This window comes from Frankia sp. KB5 (genome assembly GCF_002099325.1).
Classification (GTDB): domain Bacteria; phylum Actinomycetota; class Actinomycetes; order Frankiales; family Frankiaceae; genus Frankia; species Frankia casuarinae.
Window position 1 is genome coordinate 16,719 of the sequence record NZ_MRUJ01000004.1, and the last position, 12,900, is coordinate 29,618.

13 protein-coding genes are annotated in these 12,900 nt (G+C 71.4%); 1 reads left to right on the top strand and 12 read right to left on the bottom strand.

Annotated elements, in window-relative coordinates; translation table 11 throughout:
- Window positions 1–122: 122 nt before the first annotated feature.
- The 11 genes from yajC to pgsA form a co-directional block, all read right to left on the bottom strand.
- Window positions 123–590 (bottom strand): preprotein translocase subunit YajC, encoded by a 468-nt coding sequence (yajC, locus tag KBI5_RS00855; protein WP_011435814.1) that lies wholly within the window; start codon window positions 588–590, stop codon window positions 123–125.
- Between the two features lie 185 nt (window positions 591–775).
- On the bottom strand, window positions 776–1,822 hold the full coding sequence (ruvB, locus tag KBI5_RS00860; protein WP_085014049.1) for a Holliday junction branch migration DNA helicase RuvB: 1,047 nt from the start codon (window positions 1,820–1,822) through the stop codon (window positions 776–778).
- Between the two features lie 114 nt (window positions 1,823–1,936).
- Window positions 1,937–2,680 (bottom strand): Holliday junction branch migration protein RuvA, encoded by a 744-nt coding sequence (gene ruvA / locus KBI5_RS00865; protein ID WP_011435812.1) that lies wholly within the window; start codon window positions 2,678–2,680, stop codon window positions 1,937–1,939.
- A complete protein-coding gene (gene ruvC / locus KBI5_RS00870; protein WP_011435811.1) occupies window positions 2,677–3,195 on the bottom strand; it encodes a crossover junction endodeoxyribonuclease RuvC in 519 nt (172 codons plus the stop codon). The genes ruvA and ruvC overlap by 4 nt, the downstream gene beginning before the upstream one ends.
- 103 nt (window positions 3,196–3,298) lie before the next feature.
- Window positions 3,299–4,054 (bottom strand): YebC/PmpR family DNA-binding transcriptional regulator, encoded by a 756-nt coding sequence (locus KBI5_RS00875; protein ID WP_011435810.1) that lies wholly within the window; start codon window positions 4,052–4,054, stop codon window positions 3,299–3,301.
- Window positions 4,055–4,076: 22 nt separating this feature from the next.
- Window positions 4,077–4,676, bottom strand: coding sequence for a pyridoxal 5'-phosphate synthase glutaminase subunit PdxT (gene pdxT / locus KBI5_RS00880; RefSeq protein ID WP_011435809.1), 600 nt, complete (start codon window positions 4,674–4,676; stop codon window positions 4,077–4,079).
- On the bottom strand, window positions 4,673–5,605 hold the full coding sequence (gene pdxS / locus KBI5_RS00885) for a pyridoxal 5'-phosphate synthase lyase subunit PdxS (RefSeq protein WP_085014050.1): 933 nt from the start codon (window positions 5,603–5,605) through the stop codon (window positions 4,673–4,675). The genes pdxT and pdxS overlap by 4 nt, the downstream gene beginning before the upstream one ends.
- Before the next feature lie 149 nt (window positions 5,606–5,754).
- Entirely contained in the window at window positions 5,755–6,309 is a 555-nt protein-coding gene (locus tag KBI5_RS00890; protein WP_116289814.1) for a hypothetical protein, read from the bottom strand.
- 54 nt (window positions 6,310–6,363) lie between these two features.
- A complete protein-coding gene (locus KBI5_RS00895; RefSeq protein WP_011435806.1) occupies window positions 6,364–7,530 on the bottom strand; it encodes a glycosyltransferase family 4 protein in 1,167 nt (388 codons plus the stop codon).
- A 7-nt stretch (window positions 7,531–7,537) separates the two neighbouring features.
- Window positions 7,538–8,434, bottom strand: a complete 897-nt coding sequence (locus tag KBI5_RS00900) for a phosphatidylinositol mannoside acyltransferase (protein WP_051623774.1) — start codon at window positions 8,432–8,434, stop codon at window positions 7,538–7,540.
- A 35-nt stretch (window positions 8,435–8,469) separates the two neighbouring features.
- The gene (pgsA, locus tag KBI5_RS00905) at window positions 8,470–9,183 is read right to left on the bottom strand and encodes a phosphatidylinositol phosphate synthase (RefSeq protein WP_023840942.1); all 714 of its coding nucleotides are present in this window, start codon (window positions 9,181–9,183) and stop codon (window positions 8,470–8,472) included.
- A 181-nt stretch (window positions 9,184–9,364) separates the two neighbouring features.
- Between pgsA and KBI5_RS00910 the strand changes: the two genes are divergently transcribed.
- A complete protein-coding gene (locus KBI5_RS00910; RefSeq protein ID WP_085014051.1) occupies window positions 9,365–11,533 on the top strand; it encodes an elongation factor G-like protein EF-G2 in 2,169 nt (722 codons plus the stop codon).
- Between the two features lie 200 nt (window positions 11,534–11,733).
- Here the strand turns inward: KBI5_RS00910 and KBI5_RS00915 are convergent, their stop codons facing one another.
- Entirely contained in the window at window positions 11,734–12,312 is a 579-nt protein-coding gene (locus tag KBI5_RS00915; RefSeq protein WP_085014052.1) for an HIT domain-containing protein, read from the bottom strand.
- Window positions 12,313–12,900 lie beyond the last annotated feature (588 nt).

Sequence of the window (12,900 nt, forward strand, 5' to 3'; positions counted from 1 at the left end):
GTGTGCCGGCGCTCGTTCGTCTCGCCGCTGCCCGGACCGGCGGTGCCCAAAGTATCCGAACGAATGTCACCGAGGGTGCGTTCCGCTCCCCGAACGGTAGTGCTCGGTCAGGTGACCGGCGATCACAGCTCCTTGCGGGGCGGGTGTGTCGTTTCACCGCCCGTGCCGCCGTCCCCACCGGGGAGGCCACCGCCGGGATGCGACGCCTCGGCGCCACCGGGGCCGTCGGAACCGTCGTCGTGTGACCGGGGTTCCCCGGAGGACTCCCCGCCGTCCCCGGCTCCGCCGGGCGTACTGATCACCCGAGCGACCGCGCTGCGCGAGAAGCGGCAGACGACATCGGGCGCAACCTCCAGCAGGAGGTCGCCGTCCTCCATCTCGACGACCGTGGCGTAGAGACCAGCGGTGGTCATCACCAGGGTACCGGGAACGATCCGCGATATCTGCTGCTGTTGCGCCTTGGCGCGGCGCCGCTGCATCGAGAAGAAGTAGACGATCACCAGGATGAGGATCAGCGGGAACAGAAGCCCGCTGATCGAACTGCCCCCGTCCTTGCCGGCCGCCACCGAAGCTGCCACGAGTACGTGCACGTCCTGCCCTCCTGATGTGTTGCGGCGATCGTACGTATCGATCGGATGCCTGTGGTGGGCAGGGCGGTTGTGCCCGGCACACAGGACCTCCTCCGGCCGGAATGGCCGATGCTACGGGGACGACTCATCCCGGACGGAGTAATCACCTTCAGTGACTACTCCCCGGCCGACCGACCCTCTCACAGTCATTCTCCCTCGGTGAACAGCGAGACCTGGGTACGACCGAGCGGATCGGTGACGGGGTCCAGACCGAGGTGCTCGAAGGCGGCGGGAGTGGCCATCCGGCCCCGGGCGGTACGGATCAGCAGGCCGGCACGCAGCAGGAACGGCTCGGCCACGTCCTCCACCGTCTCCGGTTCCTCCCCGACCGACACGGCGAGCGTGGTGAGCCCGACCGGACCGCCGCCGAACCGGGTGACCAGCGCCTCCAGCACGGCCCGGTCGAGACGGTCCAGTCCGAGCCCGTCGACGTCGTAGATCCGCAGCGCCGCCTGGGCGATCTCGCGGGTGACCACGCCGTCGGCCCGCACCTCCGCGTAGTCGCGCACCCGGCGCAGCAACCGGTTGGCGATGCGGGGCGTACCACGCGACCGGCCAGCGACCTCGGCGGCTCCCTCGGCGGTGAGGGTGACCCCCAGCAGGCCGGCCGAGCGAGTCAGCACCCGGGCGAGCTCGTCGGCGTCGTAGAAGTCCAGATGGGCGGTGAACCCGAACCGATCCCGCAGCGGGCCGGTCAGCAGGCCCGACCGGGTGGTGGCCCCGACCAGCGTGAATGGCGACACGTCGAGGGGGATCGCGGTCGCGCCCGGGCCCTTGCCCAGGATGACGTCAACCCGGAAGTCCTCCATCGCGGCGTAGAGCAGTTCCTCGGCTGGCCGGGCGATCCGGTGAATCTCGTCGAGGAACAGGACCTCTCCCGGGGAGAGGGCAGTGAGGATCGCGACGAGATCCCCGGCGCGTTCGATCGCCGGCCCACTGGTCATCCGCAACGGAACCTCGAGCTCCTGCGCCATGATCATCGCAAGGCTGGTCTTGCCCAGACCGGGCGGGCCCGACAGCAGGACGTGGTCCGGCGGGCGACCACGCGCCCGCGCCCCCTCGAGCATGATTGTGAGCTGCTCGCGCACCTTACGCTGGCCGACGAACTCGGYCAGGGTGCGCGGACGCAGCCCGGCCTCGAAGGCGCGCTCCTCGGGACTCGCCGCGGCGGACACCAGGCCGTCGTCACTCATGTCCCACCTCCGCGTACCCCCGCCCCTCGACGTACCCCCGCTCCGACCGACCGCCGCCCCGGCTGACCACCGCCCGACGCGGTCGCGCGCCGCATGGCGGCGTCATAACGGCCCTCACCTGCGTAGCACGGCAAGACTCGCGCGCAGCAGGGTCGCGGTGTCGGGCGGAGCGCCGCCGGTTCCCGAGTCGGCCCCGGCCCGGGAACCCGGGGCGCCTTCCTTTCCCGGGACGTCTCCCTTGCCCGGGGCGGCCTGCTCGCCACCGGCTGCGGCGCCCTCGCCGACGGGCGCGGCCAGGACCACGAGCGCCCGGGACACGGCGGCGTCGGCCTCACGACCCGAGTAGCCCAGGCCCACCAGCGCCTCCCGCACGGTCGCCGCGACCCCGACGGCATCGGCCGGCATCGGTTCCGGTCCCGACGTCAGGCGCGGGCCGGGCAGCGGCGCACCGTCACCCGGCGGACCGAGCCGGTCCCGCAGGTCCAGGACGATGCGCTGCGCGCCCTTGCGCCCGATACCGGGGACCTTCGTCAGCACCGCGAGATCCTCCTCGGCGACGGCGCGGCGCACCGTGTCGGGATCGTGCACCCCGAGCACGGCCTGGGCGAGCTTGGGCCCGACCCCGGCCGCGCTCTGCAGGATCTCGAAGACGTCGCGCGCATCGGCGTCGGCGAAGCCGTAGAGGGTCAGCTCGGTCTCGCGCACGATCAGGGTGGTGGCGAGGGAGGCGGACTCCCCCACCCGCAGCCGCGACAGCGTCGACGGCGAGCAGTGGACGAGCAGGCCCACCCCGCCGACCTCGATGACGGCGGACAGCGGGGTCAGCGCGGTGACCGTGCCGGCCAACGACGCGATCATCGGGTGGGTCCGCCCGGCGCGGCGGAACGGAACCGGGCCAGCGCCGGCCCACGCCACAGGTGGCAGAGCGCCAACGCGAGGGCGTCCGCCGCGTCGGCCGGGCGTGGCGCCTCGGTCAGCCCGAGCAATCTGGTGATCATAAAACTGACCTGCGCTTTGTCCGCCCGGCCGCTGCCGGTCACCGCGGCCTTCACCTCACTGGGCGTGTAGAGACCCACCGGCAGGCCTCGCCGGGCGGCCAGCACGATGGCGACCGCCCCGGCCTGCGCGGTGCCCATCACGGTACGCATGTTCGCCTGGCTGAAGACCTTCTCGACCGCGACCGCCTCCGGGCGGGTGCGATCGAGCCAGGCGTCGATGCCATCGGACACGGCGCACAACCGTTCGGCGACCTCGGCGGTGGCGGGGGTGCGCACCACCCCCACCTCGACCAGGTGGGCCCGGATGCCGAGGCCACCGTCGACGACCCCCAGGCCACACCGGGTCAGCCCCGGATCGACCCCCAGCACCCGCATCCACCCTCCCGACCGCACGTTCACAAGAACATTCGTTCGATTCTAGGGGCGGCGGCACAACCGGACATCCACGACACGCCCAACAGATCGCCCGAGAGGACGATCAGCTGCCGACGAGCTCCATCACGTCATCGGAGATGTCGGCATTGAACCAGACGTTCTGGACGTCATCGAGATCCTCGACCGCCTCGATGAGCTTGAGGACCTTGGCGGCGGGTTCGGCCTCCAGCGACACGCTCACACTCGGCAGCCAGGAGATGTCCGCGGAGGTGACCGCCAGGCCGGCATCGGTGGCGGCCACCCGCACGGCGTGCAGATCGGTCGCCTCGGAGACCACCTCGAAGGCCTCCCCGACGTCGTTGACCTCCTCCGCGCCGGCGTCGAGCACAGCGAGCAGTACGTCGTCCTCGGTGAGGCCGGCGGTCTTCTCGATAAGCACGACACCCTTGCGGTTGAACAGGTACGACACCGACCCCGGGTCGGCCACCGTGCCGCCGTTACGGGTGATCGCCACCCGGACATCCGACGCCGCCCGGTTACGGTTGTCGGTCAGGCACTCCACGAGGATCGCCACCCCGCCCGGGCCGTACGCCTCATAGGTGATGTCCTCGTAGTTCACCCCACCGGCGAGCTCGCCGGAACCCCGCTTGACGGCCCGTTCGATGTTGTCGTTCGGCACGGACTGCGACTTCGCCTTGGCGATGGCGTCGGCGAGCGTCGGGTTGCCCGCGGGGTCTCCGCCGCCCGTCTTGGCCGCCACCTCGACCGTCTTGATCAGTTTGGCGAACAGCTTGCCCCGGCGGGCATCGATGACCGCCTTCTTGTGCTTGGTGGTCGCCCACTTGGAGTGGCCGCTCATGACCTGCCTCTCTTGCGCCCGATCATCGACCGGACCCGGACGATCGGACGCTGTCGACGAATAGCCGGTGCACCCGGGCATCACCGGTCAGCTCCGGATGGAACGCGGTGGCCAGCAGCGGTCCTTGGCGGACCGTCACCGGCGCCTCGGCGACACGGGCCAGGACCTCGACCGCGTCTCCTGCCTTTTCTACCCATGGTGCCCGGATGAAGACCGCGTGCACAGGTGGCCCCGCCACCCCGACGACCTCGAGGTGTGCCTCGAACGAGTCCACCTGCCGGCCGAAGGCGTTACGCCGGACGACGATGTCCAGTCCGCCGATCAGTGGTTGATCCGGCCGACCGCCCACGACGTCCCGCGCAAGCAGGATCATGCCAGCACATGAACCGAACACGGGCAACCCCGCGGCCACCGCCGCCCGCAACGGCTCCAACAGCTCGAACACGCGCAGCAACCGGCCGATCGTGGTGGATTCACCTCCGGGCAGGACGAGCCCGTCGACCTCGGCGAGCTCCACCGCGTGGCGCACCGCCACCGGCCGCGCGCCGGCCTCGGTGAGCGCCCGGGCGTGCTCGCGCACATCCCCCTGCAACGCGAGGATGCCGATCCGCGGGCCACTCACCAGCCGCGGTCGGCGTAGCGGGCTTCCGGGGGAAGCTCGGTGACGTTGATGCCCACCATCGCCTCGCCAAGGCCCCGGGAGACCTTCACCAGAACGTCGGGGTCCTTGAACATGGTGGTCGCCTCGACGATGGCCCGAGCGCGGCGCGCCGGGTCCCCGGACTTGAAGATCCCGGACCCGACGAACACCCCGTCCGCGCCGAGCTGCATCATCAGCGCCGCGTCCGCCGGGGTGGCGATACCGCCGGCGGTGAACAGCACGACGGGCAGCCGACCGAGCCGGGCCACCTCGGCGACCAGCTCGACCGGGGCGCGCAGCTCCTTGGCCGCCGCGTAGAGCTCCTCGGCGGGCAGCCCCGACAGCCGGGCGATCTCCGCCCGGATGGTACGCATGTGCACCACGGCGTTGGACACCTCGCCGGTGCCCGCCTCACCCTTGGAACGGATCATCGCCGCGCCCTCGGCGATCCGGCGCAGCGCCTCCCCCAGGTTGGTGGCTCCGCAGACGAACGGCACCGTGAAGCGCCACTTGTCGATGTGGTGGTGCGGGTCGGYAGGCGTGAGAACCTCGGACTCGTCGACGTAGTCCACCCCGAGCGCCTGCAGCACCTGTGCCTCGACGAAATGCCCGATCCGGGCCTTGGCCATGACCGGGATGGAGACCGCCTCGATGATCTCCGAGATCATGTCGGGATCACTCATCCGCGCCACCCCACCCTGCGCCCGGATGTCGGCGGGAACCCGCTCCAGCGCCATCACCGCGACGGCGCCGGCGTCCTCGGCGATGCGGGCCTGCTCGGCGGTGACCACATCCATGATCACACCGCCCTTGAGCATCTCCGCCATGCCGCGCTTGACGCGGGCGGTACCGGCATGCCGGGCGGAGTCGGTCGCCGGGCCGGCGGCGGGGGCAGTCTGGCCCTCGGACATGATGTGCCGTCTCTTTTCACTGGGTCGGGTCGCCAGGGCCGCTGGGTACCGGCATGTCTGGCACCTGCATGTCGGCTACCCCACCGGATGGTTCCCGTACGGGTGGGTCGGTTTTCCATGGTACGGCGATCTCGCGACCGGCCGGGCCATCAGGAGGCCAGCCCCGGCAGGTCGTCGCGAGGGACGCCCTCGCCACGGATCGGCAGGGCGTCGTCSATCTCGAAGTAGCTGGCCGGCGGCCGGCGGCCGGCCAGGTGCGCCATCCGCACCACGCGTCGACCGGCGAGTGCCCGCAGGTCGCGGACCGCGTCGTTGTGGAACTGCCGGGCGAGCGCGACCCGGGCCGCGCAGGAGTCGACCGCATGCAGCTCGGCGGGGTGGTGCTGGCCGGCCGCGGCGACCTCGGCGGACCGTAACGCCCGGCTCAGGGCATTCTCGCTCTGCTCGACCGCGGCGTCCAACGCCCCCCCGGCGAGCAGGTCCGGATAGGCCGTTCGGGCCCGGGCCACGCTCTCGCCCAGCTCGGCCAGCTCACATCGCAGGGCCAGCTCGCGCGCGGCGTCGGCGCGGGCGACCAGGTGCGCCACCAGCCCACCGCGGGCGTCCGCGACCCGGGCCGCGAGTCGGTCGAGCCGAGTGGCCAGCCAGGTCAGATAGGTCGCGATCGCCACCACCAAGGCGACCACCACCACGACGACGGTCATCCCGCGCAGCGTAACCAACGGCCGAATGTGACGTGGCTCTGGTACCGGGGCAGGTCAGTTACCACTCCTCGCGTCGCCCCGGACCGGCAACCGCGTCGCCGTCGCGACCGACACCCGCATGTCCCCGGAGACCATCTGGTACACCCCGACGATCCGCTCGGCGATGGCCCGCCAGTCGTAGGCGGTGACGACGGCGCGACCGCGTTCCACCAGCCGCGCGGCGCCGGCGGGATCACGCAGCACCTGGGCCAGGGTCGCGGCCAGCCGCGCGGGATCGCCGACGTCGAACAGCCTGCCGGCGCGCCCGTCATCGAGGACCCGGCGGAAGGCGTCGATGTCGCTGGCCACCACCGGGGTCCCGGTCGCCATCGCCTCGAGCAGCACGATCCCGAAGCTCTCCTGACCGGTGTTCGGGGCGCAGTAGACCTGCCCGGAGGCGAAAACCCGGGGCTTGTCAGCGTCGGAGACCATGCCGACGAGGTCGACCCGCGAGCGCAGGGTGGGCTCCAGCCGGGCCCGCACCGCCGCCCCGTCACCGGGCCCCGCCACCAGCAGCCGGACACCGTCGATCTCGGCGGCGAGCGCAGGCAGGGCGGCGAGCAGCACGTCAAGGCCCTTGCGCGGCTCGTCGATACGCCCGAGGAACACGACGGTGGGCCGCCCGTCGTCGTAGTCGGGCAGGGGCCGGGCGCCGGCGAAGTTCTGCACCGCCACCCCGTTCGGGATCAGGATGGCGTCGGCGCCCAGATGCTCGACGAGGGTGCGCCGGGCCGCCTCGGAGACCGCGATCCGAGCCCGCAGCTTCTCGAACGACGGCTGCAGCGCGCCCTGGGCCGCGGTGAGGAACCGCGACCGGGGGTTGGCGGTGTGGAAGGTGGCGACGATCGGTCCATCGGCCAGCATGCAGGCCAGGAGGCTGACGCTGGGCGCGGTCGGTTCGTGGGCGTGCAGGACATCGAAGTCGTGCTCACGCAGCCAACGGCGGACCCGGGCGGCCGAGACCGGGCCCATCAGGAGCCGGGCGACGGAGCCGTTGTAGGGCAGCGGTAACGCCCGACCCGCGTCCACCGCGTAGGGCGGCAGGGTCCGTTCGTCGTCCACCGGGGTGATGACGGACACCTCGTGACCGGCGGCGATCAGGGTCTCGGCGAGGTCACGCACGTGCGCCTGGACCCCGCCCGGTACGTCCCAGGCATAGGGGCAGGCCAGACCGATCTTCACGGCGGCGTCATCCGTCGTCGCGCCAGATCCGCTGGAGCATGTGCCAGTCCGCGGGGTGCGCGGCAACGCCGGCGGCGAAGGCGTCCGCGAGTCCCTGCGTCATCGTCGGGATGTCGCTCGGCTCGACGGCGGGATGGATCCGCCCGCTCCACCCGTCATGGTCGAACCAGAGCGTGGCGGGCAGCAGCGCCGCTCCGGTGCGCAACGCGAGCGCCGCGGGCCCGCCGGGCATGGTGGCCGTGGCGCCGAAGAACCTCACCGGGATCCCGCCACGGGAGAGATCCCGGTCCGCGAGCAGGCAGAGCATCCCCCCGGCCAGCAGGCGCTCGGTGAGCAGGTCGAACGGAGGAGCCTGCCCGCCGGTCAGCGGGACGACCTCCATGCCGAGTTCCGAGCGGAAGGCCAAGAACCGCTCGAAGAGCGCCTCCGGCCGCAGGCGTTCGGCGACGGTCGTGAACGGCACGCCATTCGCCACCAGCCAGGCGCCCGCCTGCTCCCAGTTGCCCATGTGCGGCAGCGCCACGATGGTCCCTTTCCCGCGGGCGTGCGCATCCCACAACCGATACTGGTCCAGCAGCCGCAGCCGGCCGACGACACGGTCCAGACCGATCTCTCGGAAGCGGAACACCTCCAGCCAGTACCGCGCGTAGGAGCGCATCGCCGCCCGGGTCAACCGGTCCAGATCGGTTCCCGGCGGCGCCACCCGGGCGAGATTCGACCGCAGCCGGCGCACCCCCCGCCCGTCGCGGCGGTAGGCCAGGTCGGCGCCGAACCGGAACGCCGCGGCGGCCACGGGCTGCGGGAGCAGCCGGACGCCGCGCCAGCCCAGCGCGTAGGCGAGGTCGGTGAACCGCCCGGCTGCCGCCGCCCGCCCAGCCGCCGTCGCCCGCACGCCCGTCGTCAACGCTCGGCTCTTCGTCGGGTCGTCTCGATGACCGCTCAGCGGCCGTTGCGGCCGGGGCCGAAGGTGGTCGCGCTCCGGGACGCAGCCGTGGTCCGGGACGCGGTGGTCGGGGCCGCCCTTGACGTCAACGGGGAGGGAGGGTCCCCCGCACGGTACCACTGCCGGTAGACGTGGACGACCCGCTGGACGACCGTCAGCGTGGTGGCACCGACGAGGAACCACAGCGCCGCGGGCAGGAGGTAGGGCACCCCGAGGCCGTACAGCCCGGCGGCGACCAGCAGGATCAGCAACCGCTCGCCCCGTTCGGCGAACCCCACGTCACAGGTGAAGCCGAGTCCCTCGGCGCGGGCCTTGACGTACGAGGTGATCGACCCGGCGACCAGGCAGATCAGGGCCGCACCCGCCAACGGCAGGGAATCGCCGTCGCCGGCGTACCAGAGGACGAGCGATCCGAAGATCGCGCCGTCGCCGACCCGGTCGGACGTGGAGTCGAGAAAGGCCCCCCACTTGGAGGAGATGCCGCGGGCGCGGGCGATGACCCCGTCGATCAGGTCCGAGAAGACGAACAGCGTGACTACCACGGTGCCGAGGAAGAACACCCCGCGGGTGAAGAACCCCAGAGCCCCGCCCGCGACCCCGACCATGCCGATGATCGTCACGACATCCGGCGACACCGACGACCGGGCGGCCCACTGGCTCACCGGGTCGAGCAACTTCTGGATCTGCGGTCGTGCCTTGCTAGCGAGCATGTCCGTCCCGTCGTCCCGCGTGGTCGTCCCGCGTGCGCCCGACTTCGGGCGGTCTTCACAGTACAGCCGCCACGATCCGCGCATTCCCGACCACGGCCGCCCTCGGGCTTGTGTCCCAGGTAACAGGGGAGGACTCTGCCGTTACCGAACAGGCCGTTACCTCCCAGTCAAGGAGGCGAGGATGTCATCAGCCTCGTGCGATGTGCGCAACGTCGTCCTGGTAGGCCACACCGGCGCGGGCAAGACGGCTCTGGTGGACCGTCTACTCGCCACCGCCGGGCCGCCGGACCGCCAGAACGGCGACCGTCAGACCGCCCAGACCAGCTACGTCGGCCATGCCGATCCCGAGCGTCGCCCGGCACGGTCGGTCAGCCTCACCCTGTGTTCGGTCAGTCATCGCGGGCTCACGATCAATCTTCTGGACACCCCGGGCTATCCCGACTTCGTGGGCGAGCTGCGGGCGGGCCTGCGGGCCGCCGACGCCGCTCTGTTCGTCGTCAGCGCGATCGACGGGGTGGATGGCGCGACCGGCATGGTGTGGGCGGAGTGCGCCGGGGTCGGCATGCCCCGCGCGATCGTGCTCACCCATCTCGACCATCCCCGGGCCGATTTCGCGGCGGCCGTCGAGGGCTGCCAACGGGCCTTCGGGGCCGGTGTGCTGCCGGCCTACCTGCCCGAGCGGGAGGCCGGCGCCTCGATGCGGCTGGTGGATCTGCTGTCCGGGYGGGTGCGGGAGTACCCGGACGGCGGCTGCCGGGAACTCGCCACCCCGGCCGACCTCACCGGCCGGTACGCCTCCGCCCGCGCCGCCCTGGTCGAGGGGATCATCGCTGAGAGCGAGGACGAGGCCCTCCTCGACCGGTACCTGTCCGGTGATGAGCCCGACACCAAGCTCCTGCTCGGCGATCTGGAGACCGCGGTCGCCCGCGGGACGTTCTTCCCGGTGTTGCCGGCCGGTCTGCTTCCGGGTTCGACCTCGGGTCCGGGCGCCGGTGCAGGGAGCGATCGGGGCGTCGATCGGGCCGGCGGTTTCGGCTCCGTCGAGCTGCTGGACCTGTTCGTGCAGGGGTTCCCCTCGCCGCGGGAGCATCTCCTGCCGCCGGTGAGCCGCCCTGACGGCTCCCCCTGCGAGCAGAGCCACGGTGATCCGGCCGGGCCGCTCGTGGCCGAGRTCGTGAAGACGACCACGGACCCTTACGTGGGCCGGATGTCGGTGATTCGGGTGTTCTCCGGCACGCTGCATCCCGACGATGCGGTGCACGTCAGCGGGCACGGCAGAGCCACGGCCAGGCACGCCGACCACGACGACGACGAGCAGGTCGGGGCGCTCTCCCGGCCGTACGGCTCGGTTCTGCACACGGTGGGCGAGTGCCCGGCCGGCGGCATCTGCGTGGTGACGAAGCTCAGCACCGCCGAGACCGGCGACACCCTCTCCGATCGCGACGACCCGCGCTACCTGCCCGCATGGTCGATGCCCGAACCGCAGCTCCCCGTCGCGATCAGTGCCCGAAGCCGCGCGGACGAGGACAGGCTGTCGACCGCACTCGGCCGGCTGGCCGTGGAGGACCCGACGCTACGGATCGAGCAGAACCCCGAGACCGCCCAACTCGTCCTGTGGTGCATGGGCGAGGCCCACAGCGACGCGGTCCTGGAACGGCTCGCCCAGCGCCACGGCGCCGCGGTGGACCGGATCGCGCCCCGGATCCCGCTGCGGGAGACACTGCGTGCCCCGGCACGCGGACTCGGCCGTCAGGTCAAGCAGTCCGGTGGGCACGGTCAGTTCGCGGTATGCCAGATCGAGGTCGAACCGCTCCCGGCGGGCGGGGGCTTCGAGTTCGTCGATGAGGTGGTCGGCGGCGCGGTTCCCCGGGCCTTCATCCCGTCGGTGGAGAAGGGCGTCCGGGCGCAGATGGCGCAGGGCGTCCRCACCGGCCATCCCATGGTTGATCTACGGGTCCGCCTCGTTGACGGCAAGGCGCACAGCGTCGACTCCTCGGACATGGCCTTTCAGATCGCCGGCGCACTGGCGCTCAAGGACGCGGCCCGGGCCGCCGGCGTCGTCGTGCTCGAGCCGATCCTGGCCGTTGACGTCCTGGTACCCGACGAGTACGTCGGGGCCGTGATGGGCGACCTGTCCACTCGCCGAGGACGGGTCGTCGGGATGGAACCCATCCCTGGCAGGCCCAGGGCCACCCCCCGGGCGGTCATTCACGCAGAGGTCCCTGCGAGCGAAATGATCAGATATGCGATTGAACTACGATCCTTGAGCCACGGCACGGGTAGCTTCACGCGGAACCATCGCGGCTACGAGCCGATGCCACCACAGCTTGGGGATGCCCTGTCGGCGTGAAGCGAAAAAATCGGCATAAAGCAGGAATCGGACATAAAGCGGGAAAGGCGGACGACTGGCAACCTTCGGCCCAACTCAGGAAGGATCGCCGACGGGAGACATCCGTKACCGCACACCCGCCGCACCGGGCGGGACCCGGTGCGGCGGGCAGCCCCGACGGGGGCGCCCCGACCCGGCTGCGGCCTCCACCGGGCCCGGCGCTATCCGCCCTGCTCGTCGGACGCGGTCTGCGCCCAGGCCTGGGCGAGCATCTGCCTGGTCTGCCCGAGCAGGGCGGGCAGCACCCTGGTCGCGCCCACCACGGGCATGAAGTTCGTGTCACCGCCCCACCGCGGCACCACGTGCTGATGCACGTGCGAGGCGATCCCGGCGCCGGCGACATCCCCCAGGTTCATGCCGGTGTTGAACCCGTGGGCCCCGCTGGCGGCCCGCAGCGCACGGAGCGCGTGCTGAACGAAGAATGMCATCTCGACGATCTCTTCGGGGTCCATGTCGGCGTAGTCCGCGACGTGGCGATAGGGCACGACGAGAAGGTGTCCGGCATTGTAGGGGTACAGGTTGAGGACCGCGTAGACGCTTTTACCCCGGGCAACCACGAGGCCGTCCTCGTCGGACATCCCGACAATGGAGCAGAATGGGCATTCATCGTCACGGGAGCGGCCCTCACCCCTGATATAAGCCATGCGATGCGGGGTGTAGAGCCGCTGGAAAGCATCCGGACCGCCGACCCCCGCCTGCTCCTCCAGGGGAACCCCCTCGGGTGAGAGCTCGGCCGTCACGGGGCGACCGCCACGACGCCGCCCCGGCCGAGCCGAGTGAACACGCAGGCAGCGCCCATCGAGCGGGCCATGGACACCGGAACCTGCTCGGCCGTCAGCAAGGGCACCGCCTCCCCGGGACGAGCTCCCCGGGGGGGAGCAATATCATCTCGTCAATTTATCAGGATCTGAGCGACGAGAGACGCCCCCGGTAGGCGAGGAGGCTCGCGTGCGGGTGCGGTCCGGCGCATGAAGAGGGAGACTGACGGCGTGGGGGGGTCGCCGCCAGTCCCCCTCAAGTGACGTAATCGGTTTCGAACCACGGCGCCCTGGATCTGACGCGCGGATGATGCGCACGAGAGGTCCGCGACCGAGAGGAGCCCTCCCGGCGCAACCCCGCGAGAAGCCATCACGACAACCTTGCGACAGCCCGAGCCCGTTACGCCCTGCCCGACCAGCTTAGCGGACGTTAAGCCGATCTGTACAGCGTCAGCGGCACCTTCATGGGGGAAAACGCCAATCGGACCCGGCGTGGACCCCGCTCGCAAACCAGTGACCTGCGGAAAGGGGCGGGACGCACAACGATGCCGATCAACCATGGACCAACCG

What these genes read in the sequence shown, in the direction of transcription:
- ruvA (WP_011435812.1), bottom strand. Translation starts at nt 2,680, where the DNA reads ATGATCGCGTCGTTGGCCGGCACGGTCACCGCGCTGACCCCGCTGTCC.
- ruvC (WP_011435811.1), bottom strand. Translation starts at nt 3,195, where the DNA reads ATGCGGGTGCTGGGGGTCGATCCGGGGCTGACCCGGTGTGGCCTGGGG.
- KBI5_RS00875 (WP_011435810.1), bottom strand. Translation starts at nt 4,054, where the DNA reads ATGAGCGGCCACTCCAAGTGGGCGACCACCAAGCACAAGAAGGCGGTC.
- pgsA (WP_023840942.1), bottom strand. Translation starts at nt 9,183, where the DNA reads ATGCTCGCTAGCAAGGCACGACCGCAGATCCAGAAGTTGCTCGACCCG.